The organism is Moraxella lacunata (genome assembly GCF_900453205.1).
Classification (GTDB): Bacteria; Pseudomonadota; Gammaproteobacteria; order Pseudomonadales; family Moraxellaceae; genus Moraxella; species Moraxella lacunata_B.
This window is the reverse complement of record NZ_UGQU01000004.1, coordinates 268,863-293,596: the sequence shown is the minus strand read 5'-3', so window position 1 is coordinate 293,596 and position 24,734 is coordinate 268,863. Positions and strand designations below refer to the sequence as shown.

20 protein-coding genes, 4 tRNA genes and 2 rRNA genes are annotated in these 24,734 nt (G+C 45.4%); 17 read left to right on the top strand and 9 right to left on the bottom strand.

Annotated features, from left to right (window positions below; translation table 11 throughout):
- The 8 genes from DX073_RS13885 to tyrS form a co-directional block, all read right to left on the bottom strand.
- Positions 1 to 1,358, bottom strand: a 23S ribosomal RNA gene (locus tag DX073_RS13885); the annotation flags it as partial.
- A 279-nt stretch (positions 1,359 to 1,637) separates the two neighbouring features.
- Positions 1,638 to 1,713 (bottom strand) — tRNA-Ala (locus DX073_RS13880).
- Between the two features lie 6 nt (positions 1,714 to 1,719).
- Positions 1,720 to 1,796, bottom strand: a tRNA-Ile gene (locus DX073_RS13875).
- A gap of 60 nt (positions 1,797 to 1,856) precedes the next feature.
- A 16S ribosomal RNA gene (locus tag DX073_RS13870) occupies positions 1,857 to 3,385 on the bottom strand.
- Between the two features lie 478 nt (positions 3,386 to 3,863).
- Positions 3,864 to 4,262: an FKBP-type peptidyl-prolyl cis-trans isomerase gene (locus DX073_RS13865; protein WP_115008568.1), complete on the bottom strand. Its 399-nt coding sequence runs from the start codon at positions 4,260 to 4,262 to the stop codon at positions 3,864 to 3,866.
- A complete protein-coding gene (locus DX073_RS13860) occupies positions 4,259 to 4,492 on the bottom strand; it encodes a DUF1653 domain-containing protein (protein ID WP_115008567.1) in 234 nt (77 codons plus the stop codon). Before DX073_RS13860 ends, DX073_RS13865 begins: the two co-directional genes overlap by 4 nt.
- A gap of 42 nt (positions 4,493 to 4,534) precedes the next feature.
- Entirely contained in the window at positions 4,535 to 4,807 is a 273-nt protein-coding gene (locus DX073_RS13855; RefSeq protein WP_115008566.1) for a hypothetical protein, read from the bottom strand.
- The gene (tyrS, locus tag DX073_RS13850) at positions 4,807 to 6,015 is read right to left on the bottom strand and encodes a tyrosine--tRNA ligase (protein ID WP_115008565.1); all 1,209 of its coding nucleotides are present in this window, start codon (positions 6,013 to 6,015) and stop codon (positions 4,807 to 4,809) included. Before tyrS ends, DX073_RS13855 begins: the two co-directional genes overlap by 1 nt.
- Positions 6,016 to 6,128: 113 nt before the next feature.
- Between tyrS and DX073_RS13845 the strand changes: the two genes are divergently transcribed.
- From DX073_RS13845 to DX073_RS13785, 12 genes are all read left to right on the top strand, one after another.
- Positions 6,129 to 7,316: an anhydro-N-acetylmuramic acid kinase gene (locus DX073_RS13845; protein WP_115008564.1), complete on the top strand. Its 1,188-nt coding sequence runs from the start codon at positions 6,129 to 6,131 to the stop codon at positions 7,314 to 7,316.
- Between the two features lie 31 nt (positions 7,317 to 7,347).
- The gene (locus tag DX073_RS13840; RefSeq protein WP_258556974.1) at positions 7,348 to 8,643 is read left to right on the top strand and encodes a CapA family protein; all 1,296 of its coding nucleotides are present in this window, start codon (positions 7,348 to 7,350) and stop codon (positions 8,641 to 8,643) included.
- A 348-nt stretch (positions 8,644 to 8,991) separates the two neighbouring features.
- Positions 8,992 to 9,198 (top strand): transposase, encoded by a 207-nt coding sequence (locus tag DX073_RS15110; protein ID WP_115008562.1) that lies wholly within the window; start codon positions 8,992 to 8,994, stop codon positions 9,196 to 9,198.
- 337 nt (positions 9,199 to 9,535) lie between these two features.
- Complete coding sequence (locus DX073_RS13825; protein ID WP_115008561.1) at positions 9,536 to 11,557, top strand: tetratricopeptide repeat protein; 2,022 nt, start codon at positions 9,536 to 9,538, stop codon at positions 11,555 to 11,557.
- 359 nt (positions 11,558 to 11,916) lie between these two features.
- Positions 11,917 to 12,492, top strand: a complete 576-nt coding sequence (lolB, locus tag DX073_RS13820; RefSeq protein ID WP_115008560.1) for a lipoprotein insertase outer membrane protein LolB — start codon at positions 11,917 to 11,919, stop codon at positions 12,490 to 12,492.
- A gap of 4 nt (positions 12,493 to 12,496) precedes the next feature.
- On the top strand, positions 12,497 to 13,366 hold the full coding sequence (gene ispE / locus DX073_RS13815) for a 4-(cytidine 5'-diphospho)-2-C-methyl-D-erythritol kinase (protein WP_115008559.1): 870 nt from the start codon (positions 12,497 to 12,499) through the stop codon (positions 13,364 to 13,366).
- A gap of 108 nt (positions 13,367 to 13,474) precedes the next feature.
- Positions 13,475 to 13,550 (top strand) — tRNA-Gln (locus tag DX073_RS13810).
- 37 nt (positions 13,551 to 13,587) lie between these two features.
- Positions 13,588 to 13,663: transfer RNA gene (locus tag DX073_RS13805), tRNA-Gln, on the top strand.
- A gap of 163 nt (positions 13,664 to 13,826) precedes the next feature.
- Positions 13,827 to 14,774 carry a ribose-phosphate pyrophosphokinase gene (locus DX073_RS13800; RefSeq protein WP_115008558.1) on the top strand — a complete coding sequence of 316 codons (948 nt, stop codon included), beginning with the start codon at positions 13,827 to 13,829 and terminating at the stop codon, positions 14,772 to 14,774.
- A 1,047-nt stretch (positions 14,775 to 15,821) separates the two neighbouring features.
- A complete protein-coding gene (locus DX073_RS13795) occupies positions 15,822 to 16,835 on the top strand; it encodes a class 1 fructose-bisphosphatase (protein ID WP_115008557.1) in 1,014 nt (337 codons plus the stop codon).
- Positions 16,836 to 16,903: 68 nt separating this feature from the next.
- Entirely contained in the window at positions 16,904 to 17,332 is a 429-nt protein-coding gene (locus tag DX073_RS13790; protein WP_147279740.1) for a hypothetical protein, read from the top strand.
- 20 nt (positions 17,333 to 17,352) lie between these two features.
- Positions 17,353 to 18,141 carry a TrmH family RNA methyltransferase gene (locus DX073_RS13785; protein WP_115008555.1) on the top strand — a complete coding sequence of 263 codons (789 nt, stop codon included), beginning with the start codon at positions 17,353 to 17,355 and terminating at the stop codon, positions 18,139 to 18,141.
- 15 nt (positions 18,142 to 18,156) lie between these two features.
- Here the strand turns inward: DX073_RS13785 and DX073_RS13780 are convergent, their stop codons facing one another.
- Entirely contained in the window at positions 18,157 to 19,980 is a 1,824-nt protein-coding gene (locus tag DX073_RS13780; RefSeq protein WP_115008554.1) for a DUF7840 domain-containing protein, read from the bottom strand.
- 72 nt (positions 19,981 to 20,052) lie between these two features.
- Here DX073_RS13780 and ampD point away from each other — a divergent pair, with 72 nt between their 5' ends.
- The 5 genes from ampD (at position 20,053) to DX073_RS15105 (ending at position 24,687) form a co-directional block, all read left to right on the top strand.
- Positions 20,053 to 20,640 (top strand): 1,6-anhydro-N-acetylmuramyl-L-alanine amidase AmpD, encoded by a 588-nt coding sequence (gene ampD / locus DX073_RS13775; protein WP_115008553.1) that lies wholly within the window; start codon positions 20,053 to 20,055, stop codon positions 20,638 to 20,640.
- Positions 20,641 to 20,734: 94 nt separating this feature from the next.
- Complete coding sequence (locus DX073_RS13770) at positions 20,735 to 21,349, top strand: EamA family transporter (protein ID WP_115008552.1); 615 nt, start codon at positions 20,735 to 20,737, stop codon at positions 21,347 to 21,349.
- Positions 21,255 to 21,611: an EamA family transporter gene (locus DX073_RS13765; RefSeq protein ID WP_258556980.1), complete on the top strand. Its 357-nt coding sequence runs from the start codon at positions 21,255 to 21,257 to the stop codon at positions 21,609 to 21,611. The genes DX073_RS13770 and DX073_RS13765 overlap by 95 nt, the downstream gene beginning before the upstream one ends.
- Before the next feature lie 509 nt (positions 21,612 to 22,120).
- Positions 22,121 to 23,671, top strand: a complete 1,551-nt coding sequence (murJ, locus tag DX073_RS13760) for a murein biosynthesis integral membrane protein MurJ (protein WP_115008550.1) — start codon at positions 22,121 to 22,123, stop codon at positions 23,669 to 23,671.
- Between the two features lie 117 nt (positions 23,672 to 23,788).
- Positions 23,789 to 24,687 (top strand): IS630 family transposase gene (locus tag DX073_RS15105; protein WP_404932928.1). Its coding sequence is split into 2 segments (ribosomal slippage): positions 23,789 to 24,104 and positions 24,104 to 24,687, totalling 900 coding nucleotides; the frame shifts between segments, so codons are not numbered across the junction.
- The last annotated feature ends 47 nt before the right edge of the window (positions 24,688 to 24,734 follow it).

The following is a 24,734-nucleotide window of genomic DNA, read 5'->3' as shown; positions in this document are numbered from 1 at the left end:
CCCATCGACTACGCCTTTCGGCCTCGCCTTAGGGGTCGACTCACCCAGCCCCGATTAACGTTGGACTGGAACCCTTGGTCTTCCGGCGAACGGGCTTTTCACCCGTTTTGTCGTTACTCACGTCAGCATTCGCTCTTGTGATACCTCCAGCATACCTTACGATACACCTTCACAGGCTTACACAACGCTCCCCTACCACTTAATTGAAACAATTAAATCCGCAGCTTCGGCTCCTAGTTTGAGCCCCGTTACATCTTCCGCGCAGGCCGACTCGACTAGTGAGCTATTACGCTTTCTTTAAAGGGTGGCTGCTTCTAAGCCAACCTCCTAGCTGTCTGTGCCTTCCCACATCGTTTCCCACTTAACTAGGAATTTGGGGCCTTAGCTGGCGGTCTGGGTTGTTTCCCTCTTGACGACGGACGTTAGCACCCGCCGTCTGTCTCCCGGATAGTACTCATCGGTATTCGGAGTTTGCATCGGTTTGGTAAGTCGGGATGATCCCCTAGCCGAAACAGTGCTCTACCCCCAATGGTATTCGTCCGAGGCGCTACCTAAATAGCTTTCGGGGAGAACCAGCTATCACCGAGTTTGATTAGCCTTTCACCCCTATCCACAAGTCATCCCCTGGCTTTTCAACGACAGTGGGTTCGGTCCTCCGGTGCCTGTTACGGCACTTTCAACCTGCTCATGGATAGATCACTCGGTTTCGGGTCTATACCCTGCAACTTAATCGCCCTATTAAGACTCGGTTTCCCTACGGCTCCCCTAAACGGTTAACCTTGCTACAGAATATAAGTCGCTGACCCATTATACAAAAGGTACGCCGTCACGGAACAAGTCCGCTCCGACTGCTTGTATGCACACGGTTTCAGGTTCTATTTCACTCCCCTAACAGGGGTTCTTTTCGCCTTTCCCTCACGGTACTGGTTCACTATCGGTCAGTCAGGAGTATTTAGCCTTGGAGGATGGTCCCCCCATCTTCAGACAAGATTTCACGTGTCTCGCCCTACTTAATATGTCTCATAAACAGTTTCGCATACAGGACTATCACCTACTATGGTTGGCTTTCCCACGCCATTTTGCTACTGTAAATTCGATCGGCTCCTCCCCGTTCGCTCGCCGCTACTTGGGGAATCTCAATTGATGTCTTTTCCTCGGGGTACTGAGATGTTTCACTTCTCCCGGTTTGCCTCCTAACCAAAGGTTAGGATAGCCAACTTATGTTGGCTGGGTTTCCCCATTCAGAAATCGCCGGGTCACAGGATATTGCCACCTCACCGACGCTTATCGCAGGCTATCACGTCTTTCATCGCCTCTGACTGCCAAGGCATCCACCATGTGCACTTCATTACTTGACCATACAACCCCAAGTAGTCTTGGTGTCATAAGGGTAATGTGTAACGATTCACCTATGTTTACGCTTGATTCAGTTCTCTTTACTTTAGGTGTTTGTATTGGGTACAAACACCATGGTTAATTATTTGTTGGAATTAAATAATTAACCCAGACTCATAGTTACGTTGTTAAATAATGTAATTAACTTCATCAGTTAATTGTAAGTTATCTACATAAAGTAGAATTAAGAAATCTAATTGTATGCTGTTTAATTTGATTGCTTAGTTCTAATTTATTGTAAGTGGTGGAGTTAAGGAGAGTCGAACTCCTGACCTCCTGCGTGCAAGGCAGGCGCTCTACCAACTGAGCTATAACCCCAAAGTATGGTGGGTCTAATAAGACTTGAACTTATGACCCCCGCCTTATCAAGGCGGTGCTCTAACCAACTGAGCTATAGACCCAATTTAACTTACTTTACTAAGAACAACTTGTTGTGAATTCTTGCTAATCAGATAATTCGTTAAGGAGGTGATCCAGCCGCAGGTTCCCCTACGGCTACCTTGTTACGACTTCACCCCAGTCATCGACCCCACCGTGGTGATCGCCCTCTTGCGTTAGGCTAACCACTTCTGGTGAGATCAACTCCCATGGTGTGACGGGCGGTGTGTACAAGGCCCGGGAACGTATTCACCGCAGCATTCTGATCTGCGATTACTAGCGATTCCGACTTCATGGAGTCGAGTTGCAGACTCCAATCCGGACTACGATTGGCTTTTTGAGATTAGCATCACATCGCTGTGTAGCAACCCTTTGTACCAACCATTGTAGCACGTGTGTAGCCCTGGTCGTAAGGGCCATGATGACTTGACGTCGTCCCCGCCTTCCTCCAGTTTGTCACTGGCAGTATCCTTAGAGTTCCCACCCGAAGTGCTGGTAACTAAGGAAAAGGGTTGCGCTCGTTGCGGGACTTAACCCAACATCTCACGACACGAGCTGACGACAGCCATGCAGCACCTGTATCAGAGTTCCCGAAGGCACTAAGCTATCTCTAGCGAATTCTCTGTATGTCAAGACCAGGTAAGGTTCTTCGCGTTGCATCGAATTAAACCACATGCTCCACCGCTTGTGCGGGCCCCCGTCAATTCATTTGAGTTTTAACCTTGCGGCCGTACTCCCCAGGCGGTCTACTTATTGCGTTAACTGCGTCACTAAGTCTTCAAGAGACCCAACGACTGGTAGACATCGTTTACGGCGTGGACTACCAGGGTATCTAATCCTGTTTGCTACCCACGCTTTCGAACCTCAGTGTCAGTATGATGCCAGGAAGCTGCCTTCGCCATCGGTATTCCTCCAGATCTCTACGCATTTCACCGCTACACCTGGAATTCTACTTCCCTCTCACCTACTCTAGTCACCCAGTATCAGATGCAGTTCCCAGGTTAAGCCCGGGGCTTTCACATCTGACTTAAATAACCACCTACGCTCGCTTTACGCCCAGTAATTCCGATTAACGCTTGCACCCTCTGTATTACCGCGGCTGCTGGCACAGAGTTAGCCGGTGCTTATTCTGTGGGTAACGTCAGGGCTTGTGGGTATTAACCACAAGCTTTTCCTCCCCACTTAAAGTGCTTTACAACCAAAAGGCCTTCTTCACACACGCGGCATGGCTGGATCAGGCTTTCGCCCATTGTCCAATATTCCCCACTGCTGCCTCCCGTAGGAGTCTGGGCCGTGTCTCAGTCCCAGTGTGGCTGATCATCCTCTCAGACCAGCTACAGATCGTCGCCTTGGTAGGCCTTTACCCCACCAACTAGCTAATCCGACTTAGGCTCATCTATTAGCGAGAGCTAAAAGCCCCCTTTCTCTCGTAAGACGTATGCGGTATTAGCGTAAGTTTCCCTACGTTATCCCCCACTAATAGGCAGATTCCTAAGCATTACTCACCCGTTCGCCACTAATCCGTCTAGCAAGCTAGACTTCATCGTTCGACTTGCATGTGTTAAGCCTGCCGCCAGCGTTCAATCTGAGCCATGATCAAACTCTTCAGTTTAATCTTTGTTTTGCCTAATTGCTTAGGACTTAATTTGTTTTGGCTCATTTATCGTGTACGTTATGTACTTACTAGCAATATTTGATATTTTTAAAAATATCTGCTCATCGTGTAAATGAATTAACTTTGAGTATTTTTGCTTGATAAATGATAATTTTTGTATTATCTTGTATTAGCAAAAATCCACACAAGTTGTTCTTAGTATGTTTTTAAATAGTGATTCGTCTGTCGTCCAGCGAATGAGTGCGTATTATACGCTGTTTAAATTTAATGTCAAGCATTTTTTTCAAAATTTTTAAAGTTTTTTATGATGTTGTTTTAACATCTTTTTATTAACTTTAAGTTATTGAAAGTAAACAAGTTTTTGATTAGCTTGTCTGCTTGAGTGGTGCGTATTATACAGGATAGTTTTGGGTTGTAAAGTCTTTTTATGATGATTTTTAAAAAATATTTATAAGATATTGATTTTTATAAATATTTAGTCTCTTGTCTTAACATCAATCAGCTCAATCTCAAACACCAAATCGGAGTTGGGCAAAATCTTACCCACTGCACGCTCGCCATAGCCCAAAAAAGCAGGGACAATAAGCCGTCTTTTTCCGCCAACTCTCATCGGCTCGCACGCTGGCAAATCCACGTTTATACCCCATTTGGCAAGCAGTTTTTCGCCAATCTGGCTCCCCAATACGCCCAAATCCCAACCCTTAATCACACGCCCTGTGCCAATCACAGTCTCAAAGGCTTGCCCACGATGGTGTGAGCTATCAAACACCGTACCGTCCGCCAAATAGCCTGTATAATGGGCGGTAATCAACGCACCTCGTTCGGCAGGTTTACCATCGCCTACAACAAGGTCGGTAATGTTAAACTCGGTCATTGTAATTCCTTAACCAGTTCAAATCTTGGCAAAGTTTTACCGTCAATTTCTACACTTTCGCAAAACATCGTCAAAGGGCGTACCCACACCCCATAATCGCCATATAAGGCACGATAGACGACAAGGGTCTCTTCGGTCTCGGAATGGCGGGCGGTGTGTAGCACTTGATAAAGGTTGCCTTTGTAATGGCGGTAGATGCCTTGCTTTATTTCATTGGGGACTAGGAGCATTTTTCTGAAGCCAATTTTTGATTATTGTGTGTAGAAATGGCATTAAATTGTAATGTCTTGGTTTTCTAGACCATATAGCGTTTGCAAATTATGGCAATAAAAAATTAATGCCAATGTTGTTTCGTGTCTATTTTGGCTATTGATTTCCAAAATTAAAGTTTTGGGGTTTTTCCAATAGGCTTTTTGCACATTCTTTTCAGAATTAACAATATATTCGCTTGCTTGCTGGCGATTTTCATCAACAGGTTTATTTGTGCAAGCCGTCAATAAACAACCAACAAGCATTACCACTAAAATCTCAATCTTGCAATTCATTACAACACACTCACTCTCGCAAACGCCTTTTTCCCTGCTTGTATCACTACCGTCTGCCCCACGCTTAGGGTAAAACTTGCGTCCACGACTTGCCCGTCTACCTTGACCGCCCCACGAGAGAGCATATCTTTGGCTTGGGCGGAATTTTTGGCAAGGCTGGCTTGATTTAGCACTTGGGTGATAAAGAGTTTGTCCGCCCCGTCAAGCGTGAGCGACACTTCTGGCAAATCAATCGGCAATTCTCCATCGGCTAAGCGGTTGCCTGCCGATTTATGGGCATTCTCCGCACTTTCTTTATCGTGAAAACGCTCAATGAGTTCATGAGCTAGGATTTTCTTTAATTCTTGGGGATTGCGACCGTTCGCCATTTCATCAAGCAGAGCGTTTACTTCACTCATCGGCTTAAAGCTCAAAAGTTCAAAATAGCGAGCGATAAGCGTGTCGGGCATTGACAAAATTTTCTGATACATCACGCCCGCAGGTTCGTCAATGCCGATGTAGTTGCCCAGCGATTTGGACATTTTTTGTACACCGTCCAAGCCCTCCAAAAGGGGCATGGTCAGACACACCTGTGGCTCTTTGCCGTAACGACCTTGCAGGGTACGCCCCATAAGCACGTTAAAGGTCTGGTCAGTACCGCCAATCTCCACATCAGCTTCCATGGCAATGCTGTCATAGCCTTGCACAAGGGGGTACAAAAATTCGTGAATGGCGATTGGGGTTTGGCTGTTGTATCGTTTTGAAAAATCATCACGTTCAAGCATACGAGACACAGTAAGCTGGCTGGCTAGCTGTATCATATCGCCTGCACTCATTTTGGAAAACCAGTCAGAGTTGAACATAATGGTCGTTTTGTCTTTGTCTAGGATTTTAAAGACTTGCTTGGCGTAGGTTTCGGCATTTGCCTTGACCTGCTCTTCTGATAAGGGCGGACGAGTGGCATTTTTGCCAGACGGGTCGCCAATGCGTGCGGTGTAGTCGCCGATAAGAAACAGCACTTCATGCCCCAATTCTTGAAACGCACGCAGTTTGTTTAAGACAACCGTATGCCCAAAATGCAAATCAGGGGCGGTGGGGTCCATGCCAAGTTTGATACGCAAAGGGCGACCTTTGGCGAGTTTTTTTAGCAAATCTTCTTCGGAATAAATCTCAACCACACCACGTTTTAGAAGTTCAAGTTGTTCGGCAGGGGGTAGGAAATTTGACATGGGACACCTTTTTATATAAAGAAAAATAGCATTATTATAGCATATCGCAAAAATTTGGGGTGATTTTACGTTATAATAGCCTGATATTTGGCATTTTAACCCCAAGAGATGATATGCAATTAGAACAATTAGATGAGCTGATGACGGCTGAACCGATGATATTGACAGACAACTACTACATCGGCATGATGAGCGGCACAAGTCTTGATGCGTTGGATGCGGTGTTGTGCAATTTTGATGACGACAAGCCTCGCCTTATCGCCACGCACAGTAAGCCCTTTCCTGCCGAATTGCGGGCGATTTTACTTGCCTTATGCACACCCAATGGCACAGCACCCCTTGCGGTGGGGGAGTTTGACCGATTTAGCGAGCTTGATTTTTGGGGCTTGGCAAGCCGTCTGTATGGTGATTTTGCCAGCGAGATTGTCAATGAACTGCTTGCCAAAACAGACCTAACAAGTGATGACATCACCGCCATTGGCTGTCATGGGCAAACGGTGCGACACCGCCCCGAGTGGTGTTTTAGCCTACAACTGCTTGACCCCAATATCCTAGCTGAACGCACGGGCATTGCGGTGGTGTCAGATTTTCGGAGACGAGACATGGCGGTTGGCGGTCAAGGGGCTCCCTTAGTGCCTGCTTTTCATCAAGCCATTTTTGGACAAGATGAGACAACCGATGACAGCCAAACCGTGATTTTAAATTTGGGCGGGATTGCCAATATCACCGCACTGGGCGATGATGTAACAGGCTACGATACAGGCGTGGCAAACCTGCTTATGGACGGCTGGATATACCGTCATCAGGGGGTCAGCTATGACAAACATGGTGACTGGGCAAAATCAGGGGCGGTGGATTTTGCCTTGCTTGATAAGCTCATGGCTCACCCTTTTTTGGCACAATCCGCCCCCAAATCCACAGGGCGAGAAGCCTTTAATATGGCGTGGCTTGATGAGATATTGGCGGATTTTGACATCATGCCCGTGGACGTGCAAGCGACTTTGTGCGAATTTACCGCCTTATCGGCAAGCCGTGAGATTGCCAAATTTGCCAAAACCCACAACACACTCTACGTCTGTGGTGGCGGTGCGTATAACGCTCATCTACTGACACGGTTTGGCTATCATCTGCCAAATTTTGCCATACATAGCACCGATATGGTAGGTATCAGCCCCACTTGGGTGGAAGCGGTTGCCTTTGCGTGGCTAGCTCGCCAAAATATGCTCATGCAAACGGGCAACCTACCTGCCGTAACAGGGGCGGAAAAAGGCGTGGTGCTGGGCGTGGTATGTTTTGGGTGATATGGTATTTTACAAATTAAGGAGAATTTTTATGACAAGATTATCATTGTTGTGTTTTATGACACTAGGTATCTTATGCCAATCATGCAGTGCCGAGACCCAGACGCACTTTTCACAAAAAATCGCTGACTTTGGCGATACGGTAACCTACACCGCCACAACTTATAAAAATGACGTGGTAAGCTATGTCGCCCGCAAAGTTGATGACTTTGAATACAACCCCAATCAAGGCAGTGGCACCATCGTCAGTGATGAGATAATCATCAGCGATGATGATTTGTTATTTGGCTATGGCGATGACACCACCACCCCAAACAAAGACGGACTTATTAACATCGTGGCAGTGGGCGACATCATGATAGGGTCGTCTTTTCCCAATGTGCGCTTTTTACCGCCCAATGACGGTCGTGATAGCTTTAAATATGTCAAACCCTACCTAAAAGGCGATGTGGTCTTTGGTAACTTAGAAGGGGTACTACTAGACGAAGGTAACTCTACCAAATGCCCCAACACGCCTGCCATCGACCCCGAGACAGGTCAGCCCAAACCCATCACCTGCTATGCCTTTCGTATGCCAACCCGCTACGCCAAAATCATCAAGGACGCAGGGTTTAATGTGTTAAGCCTTGCCAATAACCACACAGGCGACTTTGGCGATATCGGACGTATCAGCACCAAAAACACGCTCGCTGATGTCGGTATCTACTATGCCGGACTGCTGTCCAAGCCCACGACCACGTTCACCAAAAATGGCGTAAAATACGGCATGGTTGCCTTTGCCCCAAACATCGGTACGCTCTCTATCAATGACTTAGAAACCGCCAAACGCTATGTCAAAGAGCTAGATAAAAAAGTGGACATCGTCATCGTCTCGTTTCATGGCGGTGCCGAAGGGGCAAATCATGTGCGTGTCCCCAAAACCACTGAGATGTATTTAAATGAAAATCGGGGCGATGTTTATAAATTCTCCCATAGTCTCATCGATGTGGGGGCGGACATCGTCATCGGTCATGGCCCCCATGTTACGCGGGCGGTAGAAGTCTATAAAGACCGCTTTATTGCGTATAGTTTGGGGAATTTTAATACTTATGGGGCGTTTAATGTGCGTGGACTAAACGGCATTACCCCCATTGTCAATGTTACCATGCAAACTGACGGTAAATTTGTCTCGGCAGATGTGGTGTCCATTTATCAGACCAAAGAGCAGGGACTGATGATAGACAACCAACACCGTGCTTTTGGTGAATTAAAACGCTTAACCGAACTTGATTTTCCTAATAGTGGCTTGGTATTTCGTGATAATAAGATTACTCGCTCATCAAAATAAGGCATGGTTAATCATCTCATGACCCTAACAGGCTTAATATTCGCCACAGGTTTTGGTAGGGGTGTGCTGAGCACGCCTTGTATAGTAATATCATCAAAGGGTGTGCAGAGCCAACCCCTACAAACCCGTGGTAAACATCAAGTTGGTTGGGTGTATTATATTGGCGTAGATGTCAGCAAACACAAACTTGATGTGGCTTAGTTAAAAGACTTAACTTCAATGAAAGTTAAAACCAAAAACTTTAATAACAAACCAGATGACTTTGCATACCTGACTAATTGACTTAACACCAATCTTAGTGATGAGGTCAACGTTAACGACATTCATTTCATTTTACAAGCCACAGACGTGTATCACGAACCTTTAACCTATCACTTACACGATTTGGGCTTTAAAGTCAGCATCATCAATCCTGCTTTTATCAAACACCATGCTGATGGCTTAGGGGTCAGACAAAAGACCGATAAAAAGACAGTATCATCCTTGCCAAATATGGGACGGCAACCCACCCTGATACTTGGATTACCCCAAGTGATGATGCTCGTCAAATCCTAGGTTGGAACATGATGAGTCTTGGCATGATGAGTTTTTTTTAAAAATTATCATTTTTTTTCCTTCTTTTATCCTTGAAAAAATCCACCCCATCCCCATTTAGAATAACGTAACAATAATAATCACAACCCCTTTCCTCAACCCACTGCCCCTCCTTCAGTGGGTCTTTTTTTGCCTGCATATAAATTGATGAATTATTGTACAGATTTATTCTATTGCTATACTGCACTTAATTTGTGCCAATGTTTTTTGGTAATTTTTACATTAAAGTTGTTTCAAAACATTGCAACTTTTTGGCATTTCATCTTATAATAAGGCACTTTATCCATCGATTTTTATCATGAGTGCAACGCCAAATATTGAGCGGTCTCATCAGAGAACTAAGCCCACTTATAAAAAACGCCTCATCCTAGTGCTGTGCGTGTTGGCACTTCTGCCCCTTGCCGAAAAAACCATGTCCACGGCACAGGCAGGGGTTTTTGACTCATTGCTAAAAATTCTCCTGCCCTTTTATGATGATGACAGCAGTCTTGGCGATAATCCACCCCAAGACAGCGATGAAGGCACCAGTGAAGACACGCCACAGACGGTAGAACCTGCCTTTGCACCCATCGCTCCATCCACCCCCGATGAGCTTGATGAGCCTGACATGGGCGAGCATGGCGAGTATATCGATGACGGCACCGATGATGATTACCTGCCCAATGCCGACACCGCAGACATTCCCGACATCATCTTTGATGACACCCTAAACGCCCATGACAGCACGCCCATGCTTGGCTATCCTGATTTGTACGCCCTGCTGTCGGCGGAGTTTGGCGTGGATAGGGGGCAGATTGGCGAGTCTTTGACCATTTATAAAGCTGAGAGCTTTACCGCCAATGCCACAGCCGTCTTTGAGCGTGCGTTAGCACTGTCCATCGAGTACGAGACCCCCGAACAGTCGCTTGCCTTTGCTCGGGCATGGCAACGCCAAAACCCTGAGCATATCCCTGCGTGGTTCTATGTCGCCCATCTTGCCCTAAAAGCAGGCGACTATCATGAAGCCAGCACCATGCTGGCGATGATTTTGGATTATGATGAAAAGGCAGATTTGACGGGGATTTTGACGGGGATTTTTCCACAAAACCCTGACGAACAGCGACAGCTTTTTACCGCCTTGCAAACCATGGAAGACGACAATCCATCGCTGTCAGTACTGCGAGCAGGTCTTTTGCTACGCCTACAAGACTACGCCCCTGCTTTGGCTTACATCAACAAAGCCCTAGAAGATGAACCCGATAACCTTGCCTTTATCACCCTAAAAATCGACATCCTAAAAGAGAGTAGGCAAGAGTCCGCCATGTGGGCATTTATTCGCCAAAAAGTCAAGGAGTTGCCCACCATCAAAGAGCTACACCTGTACGAGATTCGCCATGAGATAGACATGGGTCAGCTTGGACGGGCGTGGGATTTACTGCAAGTGGCAAACCGTCAAACCAAAGACCCCGATGTTGCCCTGCTGACCGCCTTGGTCGGGCTAGACATCGGCAAATATGAAAATGCCCGTATGGTCTTGACCCCCTTGCTTGACGTGCCTGCCTTTAATAGCCGTGCCAATTACTACCTTGCCATCAGCTACGAACGCTCGGGCAACCTTACCCTTGCCAAAGAGCATTATGAAAAGGTCAAAGACTACGAGCATGTGTTAGACGCCCGCACCAAAGTGGTCGGCTACTATCTTGCCAAAGATGACGTGGACAAAGCGATTGCCACTTTGGTGCGACTGCGTGATGATTTTGAGATTTATGCCATTGACAGCTATTTACTCCATGCCGAGATTTTGCTACGTCAAGATAAAAAGACCGAAGCCCAAAACCTGCTTACCGTCGCCAATCGTGAATATCCCGATGATGACCGCCTGCTCTTTGCCAGTTTTCAGCTTTTGCAAAATGAGCTTAGCGATGATGACAAACGCTTTGCCATCGATAAGCTCTTGGAGCTTGACCGCATGAACCCTGCGTATCGCCTAGCCGACATCAAACTTCGCCTAAGCCAAAACCCCAACGACCTATCAGCACTCGAAGGGGCGATGAGCCTTGCCCAAATCAGCTCGGACGACCCCAATTACGACCCACAGTTACAGCTTGAAGCTCTTATCGTACTTGGCAATCACGCCCTATCACAGGGCAACTATCGGGCGGTGCTGGACTACCTAGAAATGCCCTATGAAGTCGCCCCCGACCTAAACGCAGGCATAGCCCTACTGCGTGCCTACCAAGGGCTTGGCGAGTCTGATAAGGTCAATCGCCTGCTTGCCGACCTACAAAAGCGCTTTGCCTTTGGGCAAAATCGGACAGGGCATGAAGTGCAGGAATATTAGGGTTTGGGAATGATTTTTGGATAAATGATTTGCCCTATATATCCAAATTTTAACATGTATTTTTATTTGACAATGCCTTATTAAATTAACTCTTAAACAACTGTTAAACAACTTTAAAAAAATCTTTTTAACCATCATTTAACCAAAAGACAACTTATGTCCCATTCTCAACTTTATATAAATGATTGATTTATCAAGGGCGAATACGATTTACCCCTACAATCCAAAAAAATAATTATGGGGCAGTCAATAAGTTACCATTTTAAGTGGAGAATTAAGTAACATCTTGGATTTAGCCCAATCTTTGTTTTAAATAATTTTTAAAAACTCTTTAACACTCATTATTCATCAGGAAGCTCATGAAATTTATCCGCCCCCTTATCCTTACCCTAATCGCCACAGGCTCGCTCACCGCTTGCCAAACCCTGCCCAAGACCGCCCCTGTCATCAGCGAGCAGGTTCATGATGATGTCCTACGCTTTGCCATCACGGGTAAAATCGGTATTACCACAAACACCGCCAACGGAAAACAGGCAGGCAGTGCTTTTTATAACTGGGGACAAGAAGACGAGCGGTTTGCCATTGACCTAACAGGGGCGTTTGGCATGGGGGCGACCCAAATCCGCTATGACGGACAGCAAGCCACACTCACCAACGACAAGGGCGAGATACAGGCAGACAGCCCCGAAGAGTTGCTCCAAAAAGCCACAGGATGGCACGCCCCCATCAGTCATCTGCCCCACTGGATTGTCGGCAAAACCGCCCAAGGCGACACCGACAGTCAGCAGGACGAGCAAGGCAGGCTCACCCAAAGTACCAATGACGACTGGACAGCCAGTTTTGAATACCCCAAAAACAGCCCACGTCCCAGCCGTCTTATCATCAATCACACCGACGGACATCGTGTGGTGATGACCATCGTTTACCCGAATTGATATCATGAGTCAGCTTACTTTATTCTCGCCTGCCAAACTCAACTTGTTTTTGCACATCACTGGCAGGGCGGACAACGGTTATCATCATCTGCAAAGCATCTTTACCGCCATTGATTTTGGTGACACGCTCTCTTTTCGCACGTCCACGAGCCAAAAGCTTGTGACCTTGATAGGGGCAGATGAGCTGACCGACGACATCAATGATAACCTTATCGTCAAGGCGGTCGAGACCCTAGCCAAACGCTATCCTGCTTATGCCTCATCCGTCCAAATCGTCCTAGAAAAGCACATCCCCACAGGGGCAGGACTGGGCGGGGGTTCGTCCAACTGTGCGACCACGCTCATCGCCATCAACGAGCTGTGGGGACTTCGGCTCTCTGCCGATGAGCTTATCAAGATTGGGGCGAGCCTTGGGGCGGACGTGCCGTTTTTTATTTTTGCCCATTTTCACAAAACCTCCGCCATCGCCACGGGCATTGGCGAGATACTAAGTGCCATTGACTTACCCGACTGTGGCTATTTGGTGTTACTGCCTGATGAACACGTCAGCACCGCCACGCTGTTCGGCTGTGATGAGCTCAAACGGGACTGCCCTGTGTATAGCCATCACGCCCTATCGGGTGCCAACTTCTTTGGCGATAATGCCTTATTTACCAACGTCTTTACCCCGCTGGTACTGGCACGCTCTGCCAAAGTCGCCCATGCCTTTGGCTATCTGTGTGACTTAGAGCACAAGATTGGCACCAAGGCACGCATGAGTGGTACAGGTTCGGCGGTGTTTTTGCCCATTCCCCATAAGCTCAATGACACCGCCATCAACCACTTGATAGACAATACCCCCTGCCTTGCACTCTTTGCTCGGGGGCTTTACTAAATGGGCATTTTAAATTGATAAATTTCAGATACTTAGCAATTTATTTTAAAATTTTAAAAATTAGCCCTTGCATAATTTTAATTTTTCGGTATAATTGTCCGCCTATATAGGGGCGTCGCCAAGTTGGTAAGGCATCAGGTTTTGATCCTGACATCCGTTGGTTCGAGTCCAGCCGCCTCTGCCATTTTTTGTAAATTTTTAAAAAATTTATCACACTTTATAGGGGCGTCGCCAAGTTGGTAAGGCATCAGGTTTTGATCCTGACATCCGTTGGTTCGAGTCCAGCCGCCTCTGCCATCTTCTTTTGGTTGAGAAGAGTAAAAAAGCCAGTTGAAAGACTGGTTTTTTTACGTTTGTTGTTTACACATTGCTATTTTACCGCGTTTGAGTCTTTGCAATGATGGTAAAAAATGGTAAAATAATCTTGCTAACCCCACTGTCCCAACCATAGGATTTTTTCATGTCATATATGGCCGTCTTTTCAGGAAGTGCCAATCCTGAACTTGCTCAAACCGTCGCCAACCATCTTCACATCCCCCTAAGTAAGTCTGATATTACCCGCTTCTCTGATGGCGAGATTGCCGTTGAGATTAAAGAGAACGTGCGTGGTAAAGACGTTTTTATCCTCCAACCGACCTGTGCCCCGACCAACGACCATCTGATGGAAGTGGTGCTACTGGCGGACGCTCTACGCCGTTCTAGTGCAGGACGTATCACTGCCGTGATTCCTTATTTTGGCTATGCTCGCCAAGACCGTCGCCCCCGTTCGGCTCGTGTGCCTATCTCGGCTCGTGTGGTGGCAGACATGCTGTCCATCGCTGGCATTGACCGTGTGATGGTGGTGGACTTGCACGCTGACCAAATCCAAGGTTTCTTTGACGTACCCGTGGACAACCTATACGCCACGCCCGTGCTACTTAGCGACCTAAAACAAAAAAATTATGAGAATATCATGGTCGTCTCCCCTGATGTCGGTGGCGTGGTGCGAGCCAGAGCCGTCGCCAAATCACTGGGTGATGTTGACCTTGCCATCATCGACAAACGCCGTGCCAAAGCCAATGAATCCGAAGTCATGCACATCATCGGCGACGTGTCAGGGCGTGACTGCATCATCGTCGATGATATCGTGGATACCGCAGGCACACTGTGCAAAGCCGCCCAAGCCCTAAAAGACAAAGGGGCAAAACGTGTGGTCGGCTACATCACGCACCCTGTACTCTCGGGCAAGGCACTAGACAACATCACAAGCTCCGCCCTAGATGAGATTGTGGTTACTGACACCATTCCTTTGACCGATGAAGCCAAAGCCTGCTCAAAAATCCGTCAAGTCACCATCGCATCAATGATTGCTGAGAGTCTGCGTCGTATCAATAACGAAGAATCCATCAGTGCGATGTTTGAGTATTGATTGACATCAAAAAGCAATCACTTATCGTTACTTTAACTGACGTGGGCAGGCGTGATGACTTTATCCATCAAGTCTGCCCCTTTTGTGTTTTCAAAAATAGGAAAATCACACGTTTTTAAAACGTTGTCAGCCTACCATCAAATGGGCTGTTATAAGTGTGATAAACAACTTCAATACTTTCGCCCATTGGTACACCCAACCAACTTGATATTTACCACGGGTTTGTAGGGGTCGGCTCTGCACACCCTTTGATGATATTACTATACAAGGCGTGCTCAGCACGCCCCTACGTCCACACATCATTGTATTTGTAGTAATTTTAAAGTTTCTTGGGTGTAGCTCTATCTTTTTATTCATAAATTTATGATATGGATAATTTAATTGGGAGGCTTAGTCATTAGCTAGTTTTTTTGATTTATGATTATTTACAACAAAATATTTTTCAGTTTTTTATGGTTACCGCCCATAAGTGACGAAGAAACCACCCCAGTTATGGTATTTAATTCTTTTTATCCTTATTAAAATCTGTCATATAATAAGGAAATTGCAAAAAATTAAAAATTGCTATCAGTACAATGATTGATGTGGGAGAGATAATAAATATAATTTTAAGTCTTCTATAATTACTTCTTTGTTTTCTTTTGCATTTTTTATTCTAATTTATATAAACAAGTATTCCATTACAAAATAAAACAAATAAAACCATCTCAACAACACCACCAAAAATATAAGCGGTTAAAGAACATAAAATAAAAGAGATGATAAAAAATACATGAAAAATTTTAATGAGATTTTCTTTTTTATCTGATTGACGTTAAGTAATTCATCAATAAATTTGGTTAATTCCATCAAAATCCCCATGGGCTGACAAAACAGCCCGTTATGGCATGCCTATAAAAAATGGTTTTACGGATGAATATTTACTCATCATTCATTTTTTACTCTCAGTATTTTATGAGTTTATCCCATCATCAAAAAATAAAATATCTCTGACATCTTACCCATTTCATGATAAAATAAGGGCATTTATGACTTTAAGGATTTGCCATGACCGCACAAACTACGCTCGCCCAATACCTAGAATCCCACGCCACGCCAGAGCTTGCCAGCACCATGACCACGCTTGCCACAGCAAGCGTTGCTATTAGTCATTTACTGGACAAAGGGGCATTGGCAGGCATTCACGGCGAAGCAGGTGGACAAAATGTGCAAGGCGAAGCCCAAAAAAAGCTGGACGTGATTTCCAACGACCTGCTACTAAACGCCCTAATCCACAACCCCAACTGTGCAGGGGTGGCATCGGAAGAGCTTGATGAGATTAGCCCTGCCAATGATGACGGCACCCTGCTCGTCACCTTTGACCCGCTTGACGGCTCGTCCAACATTGACATTAATATGACGGTGGGGACGATTTTTTCTATTTTGCCTTATCACAATCAAGGACAAAAGGCGTGTGAGAGCGACTTTTTGCAAAAAGGCGAAAATCAGCTTGGGGCAGGTTATTTTATCTATGGCACGTCCACCATGCTGGCGGTAACTTTTGGGGCGGGCGTTGCCATGTTTAGCTTTGACCCGATGACCCAAACTTATATTTTGATTAACGACAATGTGCGTATCAGCGAGCAGACTGCCGAGTATGCGATTAATGCCTCCAACCGCCGTTATTGGCTACCACCAATCCAGCAGTACATTGAAGAGTTGGTACAAGGCGACACAGGCATACGCAATAAAGACTACAACACACGCTGGGTGGCGGCAATGATTGCCGATGTGCATCGTATTTTGATTCGTGGCGGGGTGTTTATGTATCCGTACGACACTAAAATTGCAGGTAAGGCGGGCAAACTTCGCCTGATGTACGAAGCCAATCCGATGAGTTTTGTCATTGAACAAGCGGGCGGAGCAAGTACGGACGGCGTGGTGCGTATTATGGACATCAATCCGACCGCCATTCATCAGCGTATTCCTGTGGTGCTAGGAGCAAAAGAAGAAGTGGCGTATGTCAAGGCGTTGCACGAGACGGCAGGGATTTTGGCGAATGGGGATAAGTCGAGCGAATGAGACAAGAGTTTTATTATCAACCAAAAACGCTTTCAAAATCCGTCAATTATTTTTTATGGGGACTTTTGGTGTTTGGCGTTTTGGTATGTGCCATTTTACTCTGTGTCTTATATTTAAATTTACTCAATCCCAATAAAGACAATTTTTCAATCATTAAAGATTTGATTATTGTTGCCGTGCCTTTATTTATGATTTATAAGGCAATCATGCCTAACAAATTGCATGACAAAGACAATCAAAGACCCATGCCAATGTTTATCTTTGATGAAATTGGCATGGTATTTAATCACCCAAAACAAGGGTTTGAAATCAAATGGCAAGACATTCAAATGGTCGATGTTAGTTTTATGTTTAATATACCGACATTGATTATTCATACAAAAACAAACAAGCACAAAATAGATATGCAATATTTTGAAAACAATGAGAATGTCGATATTCAAAAAGTTTTTAATGAATATGCGATGAAATATAGTGGCAAAAAATTAATTTTATAAACCCATTTAAAAAACTTCCTATGATTATTACCTCCAAAGACAACCCTCTAATCAAAACCGCCCACGCCTTATTAACCGACCCCAAAAAACGCAAAAAACTTTCGCAAACGGTGATTGAAGGCACACATTTATTGGACGCTTATTTAAAAGCAGGCAAAATGCCCATCAGCGTGATTGTCAGCGAAAGTGGAATGACAAATGCTGAAATTCAAAGTTTACTTGCCAAATTAAATAAAAATCCCATTATCATTAGCGATACGCTTTATAAAAACATTCGCACACTTGGCGAAAGTTTGCCCATAATGGCAATCATTGAGATGCCAAGTTTGATTTTAAATCAAGCCATTGAAAATGACTGCTTAATTATCAATGGTATTCAAGATACGGGCAATTTGGGAACACTACTTCGCACCGCCAGTGCCACAGGCTTTGATACCATAATTTGCACCACAGGCACCGCTCACGCCTATAATCCCAAAACAATGCGTGCTGGTATGGGGGCAAATTTCTCATTAACTATTTATGAAAATATCAGCATTGATGAGATTTTTGACTTCGTTAAAGTGCCAATGTTTGCCACAACTTCGCACGCTGATGGCTTGATTTATCATGAGGATTTGACCAAACCGCTTGCTCTGATTATGGGACACGAAGGGCAAGGCGTGGATAAAATTTTATTAGAAGAATGCACGCCCCTAACCCTACCGCAATACGGACAAGAAAGCCTAAATGTCGGTGTGGCGGGGAGCGTGTGTTTGTATGAGATTTTAAGGCAGAGAAGGTTTAAAAACACCCACAGCATTCGCTAGGCACAAACTTGAAATCTAAAAATACCGCAATACCGCCAACGCCACTTGCTCATGCGTGTCATCACGCCCACGCTCCGCCTTACCTGTCAAGCGTAGGGCGTATGTGGGGCTGATGTCGTACTGCACGCCGACATTGATAGCAGGCTGAACATATGCCGAGCGGGTCTCGCCTTGATTGTGATGATACCACACTGGCAGAGCAAGCTCGCCCATGACACGCACCTTATCACTGGCATGATGAATACAGCCGACATTCACGCCTGCCCCCACACGATAGCCCTTATTGATATGCCCCACTTGTCCGCCATAACCGCCAAACGCGTAGCAGAGCGTATCGGCAAGCCTGCCCGTACCTAGCTCACCCTGCCCGAGTGTCCATGATTTGCCCTTTTCTAGACGAACATCAAAGACCATATGGTCATCATTATTCCTATCCGAGCCGTCCATGACCTGCATGAGCCGTGCGTGCTGACCCCATGCCATGCCGTTATGGGCTTTGGCGGTGTTGGTTGGGTTATAACTGCGTGTGCTAAACACCGTTGCCTTATCCACTTTTAGCCTATCATCATATCGCACATCGAGCGAGAGCATTTCGACATCAAGATACTGGCGTACGCCCACAGGTCTATCTAGCACATCATGATATGCCGAGCGTAACGACAGTCCAAAAGTTGTGCCGTCATTATCACCCGTGCGTGTGCCATGATAATTGTCGTCATAGCCGACCGATACGCCAATGCGGTGCGTGGGACTGGCATGGGCGGGGTTGCTGGGGCTTGTAATTACCCCCTTTGTGCCGTTTTGCACCGCTTGGGCGGTACTGCTCTTGGACGGTAGGTATTTGGTGTCAAGCACCAGCCCCTTATCGGTCAGCACTCGTGCCACTTCGTTAGGAATAACGACTTTGCCAACCGCTTCACGCAACTCACTGCCACGCACGACATCAATCAGGCGTAATATCTCACTGGCACAGTTGTCATGAGTAAAAAAATACGGACGTTTTAAATCTTTGGTCTCCCACACGTGTCGCATGATTTGGGCGACTTCGGCAGTGGTGAGATTTAAGCGATACTCCCAAATGTCTCGCTCATCATCAAGCAAGTACACATCTCGCTTTTCATCATAATCATAAAACTCCATGACCCCTGCATAACCGCCCACCAGCGAGCGAGCACTGGCTTCGGCTTCGCTGTCCGCCCTGTCTCGGGCAACGGTGTAGTTAATGGCAAAGGCATCATCATCACGTCCACTTGCCAAACTTTGCTCGGTGTCCGCCTTTATCATCACATGAGCGAACGCCGAGCCGAGCGAATTGGGGTGTTCATCGGCAAAGGTCAGCGACAACGCCCAAGCGTCATACTGTTTCGCCCACGCATGAAATTCATCACAACCGCTGTCATCTAACGCCAAGCCCAATTGCTCTGCCACATAGTGCGTGCGAGCAGGAAAGGCACACAGCACCTTATCATCACGTTCATCTATCGCCTTGATGATAGCGTCAAGCTCGGCCCTGGTGTCACCCCCTGCCAGTAAAAAATGAGGGTCTTTGGCAGTGGGTTTGCCTTTTTTGTCGAGCAGTAACAATTTTCGCCATGCAGGGGAGCTTGCCACGTCTGCCAAAGAGTCAGATTGGCTGGCGGTTGAGGCGGTATTCGGTTGAGAATTATCTGTTAAAAATAAATGCTGAATCTCATCAAAAACCACACGACTGTCTCGATACGCCACATTAGTGCCGTCCGTTAGGGCATTGCTAGATGAGACGGCATACGCTGGCATGCTCATCAAGGCGGTTAGGCTAAGGGCTAGTAGCGTGGGGGTAGATTGGTAAAAATTTTTCATAACGAGTGTTAAATCAAGTGTTAAATTTAAATAAAAATTGATAGAATAGACTTTTGACAAGTATAAATCATCATGACAAAATTCACCACTTTTTTTATCAAAGACGGCATATTACACGGAGCGGACTTTGTGCCGTCCCCCAATTTTAATGCCCGCCCCGACTGCCCCATTACGGGCATTGTCATTCATAATATCAGCCTGCCCCCAAGCGAATTTGGCAAAACGGATAAGACTGGCACGCATTTTGTCAAAGCCTTTTTTCAAAACAACCTAAATGCCAATGACCATGACTATTTTAAAACCATTGCCGATTTAGAAGTGTCGGCTCATTTATTTATTGAGCGAGATGGGTCTGTTAGTCAATTTGTCAATTTTAATGACAGGGCATGGCACGCAGGGAAGTCCGCTTATCTTGGGCGGTCAAATTGCAATGATTTTACCATTGGCATAGAATTAGAAGGCGATGATTTCTCGCCCTTTACCGAGATACAATATACCGCCCTTGCTCATATTATCCACGCCATTTATACCGCCTATCCTACCACAAAGAGACACCTTATGGGGCATAGCGATATTGCTCCTGCTCGCAAAACCGACCCTGGAGAATTTTTTGATTGGCAAAAATTAAGACAACTGGTCGATGATTTATGCAAAAAATAATGGATTTAATTTTTTAAAAAATTTTTAGGAGATTTATTAAAAATTTAATTAAAAAATACCCCAAATTTATTACCAATTTTTAAAAGGAATTACTATGCACACCAAAGATTATTTCATCTTATTTAGCGTGGTTTTGATTTGGGGTGTCAATTTTTTGGCAATGAAAATCGGCTTAAATGATGTACCGCCTTTGATATTAGGCATGGTGCGTTTTTTATTGATTTTATTGCCTGCTGTTTTCTTTTTTAAAAAACCCAATGCCCCGTGGATTTATTTAATTTTATATGGCTTAACCATTAGCTTTGGACAATTTAGCCTCATGTTTTTGGCATTGTCATGGCACTTTCCCACAGGGCTGTCGGCACTGATTTTACAAGCACAAGTCTTTTTAACCGTGCTGTTTTCGTGCATACTGCTAAAAGAATCGGTCAAGCCCAATCATCTTGTCGGCATGATAACGGCAGGGGTTGGGCTCACGCTCATCGGCGTGGGGCAATATCAAGGCGGATTTTCGCTCATCGGTATGCTCCCTGTGCTGGGTGCGGCGTTCAGCTGGGCGATTGGCAATGTCATCGTCAAAAAAAATCGGACAAGTCAATCCCTTATCACTCGTCATCTGGGGCAATATCTCGGCACTCATCGCCTTTACGCTAGGCTCGCTCGTGGCGTATGGCGTGGGCGGTGTGATGAGCCATTTGGCAAATTTTAGCCTGTCAGGGGTGCTTAGCGTGATGTTTTTGGCGTATGTGGCGAGCTTTGTCGGTTATACGGGTTGGGGGTATTTGCTGGCTCGGCATTCGGCAAGCAAGGTTACGCCCTTTATCATGCTTGTGCCTGTCATTGCGTTGGTCGTGGGCTATGTGGCGTTAAAAGAACGTCTTATTTTGTGGCATTATGTGGGGATTTTGACGGTATTGTTTGGGCTTGGGGTGCATTTGTTGGGCGGACGGTGGTTTGATAAAAGGGGCTGATGTTGCGTTTTGGTATGTTTAAATCAAGATGTATTTTAAAATTTGATGTGTAGGGGCGAATGACGTTTGCCCAAAATAAATATTTTATCAAAAGGCAAATATGATTTTTCCACAAATTTATTCAATATTTTATCCATTAAAATGTTGTATTTAAATTAATTGTAGTAAGGTGCGTATTGCGCACCAATAAGATTTTTCATTTAAAAGGTGCGTGGTACGCACCCTACTATACTATATTATTTTTAAATTAACCTATTTTTAAAAATACTTAAAATAAATTGGTCAAAATCATTTTTTATATAAATAAAAGGTGCGTGTTATACACCTTACAATCATAAAATAAATCACGCAAATTTTAAAAAATCATTTGCTTTTTTTATTATTTTTAATTTAAAAAACCCCAATTTTGATTTAACAAATCCGCCCACACCCCACAAATTCACAAAAAATTCATCCACTCATCGCCCAAATCCTTTATAATACGCACAAATTTTTGTTGGCAATTTATCATGGCAAAATCTCGTCTGCTTAGCTCTACCCTTGTCGTTAGCTCCATGACCATGCTCTCACGCATTTTAGGCTTGGTGCGTGATGTCGTCCTTATGGGCGTGTTTGGGGCAGGCGGTCTTATGGACGCATTTTTGGTCGCCTTCAAAATCCCCAACTTTTTACGCAGGCTCTTTGCCGAAGGGGCGTTCTCGCAAGCCTTCGTGCCTGTCTTGACCGAATATAAAGAACAAAAAACCTTTAACGAAATTCAGCTACTTATTAGCCGTGTCTCGGGCGTGCTTGGGGTGATTTTGCTTGCACTTACCGTGGCGGTGCTTGCCCTTGCCCCCTTTGTGATACAGCTTTTTGCCCCCGGGTTTGTGGACGACCCTGCCAAATTTAACACGGCAACCGAACTACTATACCTAACCTTTCCTTATTTGTTTTTTATTTCCATGACGGCGTTTTTTGGCAGTATTTTGCAAAGCTATGGTAAATTTGCCCCGCCTGCCTTCGCCCCTGTCTTACTCAACATCTCCATGATAGTCGGGGCGTGGCTTATCGCTCCCATGCTTGACAAATCTATCATGGCACTAGGCTATGCGGTGGCGGTGGCAGGTGCGTTACAGCTTGTAATACAACTGCCTGATTTATATCGCAAAAAATTACTGGTCGCTCCAAGCATTGACTTTAAACATGAAGGGATCAGACGCATTTTGACGCTCATGCTCCCTGCCATTTTTGGGGTGTCGGTAACGCAAATCAACCTGCTACTCAACACCATTTTTGCGTCCAAAATGGCAAACGGCTCGGTCTCGTGGCTCTACTCTGCCGAGCGGTTGAGCGAATTGCCACTCGGTCTCATCGGCGTGGCAATCGGTACGGTCATTCTGCCTAGCCTGTCGGCGAGCCGTGCCAAAGCGGACATGGCAGAATTTGGCAAAACCCTAGACTGGGCAATGCGTCTCATTATTCTTATCGGTCTGCCTGCGTCTGTGGCGATGTTTGTGCTGTCGGACGTGCTGATGAATGCCCTGTTTGTGCGTGGCGAATTTAGTACCACAGACGGCGACATGGCTTCTCTTGCTCTACGCTGTCTGTCGGGTGGGATTTTGGGCTTTATGCTTATCAAGGTGTTCGCCCCTGCGTTTTTTGCAGGACAAGACACCAAAACCCCTGTCAAAATCGGTATCGTCTCGGTGTTTGCCAATATGCTATTTAGCGTGGTGTTTATTGGGATTTTTTATCTTGCCAAACTGCCCTTGCATGGCGGTCTTGCCCTAGCCACGACAGGGGCGAGCTTTGTCAATGCAGGGCTTTTGTATTATTTTTTGCAAAAGCGGGATATTTGGCACTTTGGCAAACATTGGTACAAAATGGGTATGCAGTTTGTCATCGCCACGCTTGCCATGACGGTAAGCCTATATGCGGTGCTACCCTACTACCCCCAAGACGGCTCGGCATGGGCAAAACTTGCCGTGCTAATCGCTATCTGCGTGACAGGTGCGGTGGTGTATGGCGTGGTGCTACTTGCCAGTGGGTTTAGACCAAGACAGTTACGGCATGGGTGAGATTGAAAGAAAAAAAAAGGGGGGGGTGTACAATATTCATCTTTTATAACCAACAAACCTTGAAACAACACCAATCATCCCCATATCTCCATCACCATTCACTAATCACTACTTCAAATGGCTTATTCACTAGAAATCAGACAAAAAGCCTTGGCTTATTATGACAAATGCAAGAACATTGACCTTGTTATGGAAGCTTTTGGTGTATCAAGACACACCGTGTTTCGTTGGAGACGACAACTTAAAGAAACAGGCAATTTGTCTTGTAAAAAACCCACCAACAGACCCAGAAAGTTTGACAGAAAAGAGCTTCTTGCTTACGTAGAAGCAAATCCTGACAAATACCTACGTGAAATTGGTGAAGTATTTGGGTGTAGTGATATGGCAATCCATAAAGCACTCAAAGCAATGAACATTACTCTTAAAAAAAGACCACAACTTACTTCGAGAAAGACCCAAATAAAGTCAAAGACTTCCAAGACAAATTAACACAACTACAAGCTACGTCCAAACACGGTTATGAGCTTGTCTATATAGATGAGACAGGCATTGGCACTTATCTACACCGTACTCATGCAAGAAGTCTAAAAGGTCAAAGAGCCTATGATAAAGTCAGTGGCAGACGCTATCAACGAGTCTCCTTAGTGGCAGGACAAATAGGGGGCAAAGCCAAAAACTTGATTGCTCCACTCATCTACAACAATACAATGACAAGTGCTTTGTTTGAAACGTGGTTTGAACAAATGCTACTGCCTTGTCTTAACAATCACACCAAACAAACAGGCAAGCCTTGTATCATCATCTTAGACAATGCAAGATTTCACAGAATGAAACACTTGCAAGAGCTTATCAATAACACAACATACAAACACATCATCTTACCATTACCACCTTACTCATCCAAGCTAAACCCAATAGAGCAAACTTGGGCAACGATTAAAAGATGGCTTAGAAGTCATTTGTCAGAGTTTGATACAATCGAAGAAGGTTTGAAGTGTTATTTTGGGGTTTGGTGAGTATAAAATCAAAATATATTGGTGTGCGGTACGCACCTTACAAAACC

What these genes read in the sequence shown, in the direction of transcription:
- DX073_RS13770 (WP_115008552.1), top strand. Translation starts at nt 20,735, where the DNA reads ATGCACACCAAAGATTATTTCATCTTATTTAGCGTGGTTTTGATTTGG.
- ispE (WP_115008559.1), top strand. Translation starts at nt 12,497, where the DNA reads ATGAGTCAGCTTACTTTATTCTCGCCTGCCAAACTCAACTTGTTTTTG.
- DX073_RS13855 (WP_115008566.1), bottom strand. Translation starts at nt 4,807, where the DNA reads ATGAATTGCAAGATTGAGATTTTAGTGGTAATGCTTGTTGGTTGTTTA.
- DX073_RS13840 (WP_258556974.1), top strand. Translation starts at nt 7,348, where the DNA reads ATGACAAGATTATCATTGTTGTGTTTTATGACACTAGGTATCTTATGC.
- DX073_RS13865 (WP_115008568.1), bottom strand. Translation starts at nt 4,262, where the DNA reads ATGACCGAGTTTAACATTACCGACCTTGTTGTAGGCGATGGTAAACCT.
- murJ (WP_115008550.1), top strand. Translation starts at nt 22,121, where the DNA reads ATGGCAAAATCTCGTCTGCTTAGCTCTACCCTTGTCGTTAGCTCCATG.
- ampD (WP_115008553.1), top strand. Translation starts at nt 20,053, where the DNA reads ATGACAAAATTCACCACTTTTTTTATCAAAGACGGCATATTACACGGA.
- DX073_RS13825 (WP_115008561.1), top strand. Translation starts at nt 9,536, where the DNA reads ATGAGTGCAACGCCAAATATTGAGCGGTCTCATCAGAGAACTAAGCCC.
- DX073_RS13860 (WP_115008567.1), bottom strand. Translation starts at nt 4,492, where the DNA reads ATGCTCCTAGTCCCCAATGAAATAAAGCAAGGCATCTACCGCCATTAC.
- DX073_RS13800 (WP_115008558.1), top strand. Translation starts at nt 13,827, where the DNA reads ATGTCATATATGGCCGTCTTTTCAGGAAGTGCCAATCCTGAACTTGCT.
- DX073_RS13795 (WP_115008557.1), top strand. Translation starts at nt 15,822, where the DNA reads ATGACCGCACAAACTACGCTCGCCCAATACCTAGAATCCCACGCCACG.
- lolB (WP_115008560.1), top strand. Translation starts at nt 11,917, where the DNA reads ATGAAATTTATCCGCCCCCTTATCCTTACCCTAATCGCCACAGGCTCG.
- DX073_RS13845 (WP_115008564.1), top strand. Translation starts at nt 6,129, where the DNA reads ATGCAATTAGAACAATTAGATGAGCTGATGACGGCTGAACCGATGATA.
- DX073_RS13785 (WP_115008555.1), top strand. Translation starts at nt 17,353, where the DNA reads ATGATTATTACCTCCAAAGACAACCCTCTAATCAAAACCGCCCACGCC.
- DX073_RS13780 (WP_115008554.1), bottom strand. Translation starts at nt 19,980, where the DNA reads ATGAAAAATTTTTACCAATCTACCCCCACGCTACTAGCCCTTAGCCTA.
- tyrS (WP_115008565.1), bottom strand. Translation starts at nt 6,015, where the DNA reads ATGTCAAATTTCCTACCCCCTGCCGAACAACTTGAACTTCTAAAACGT.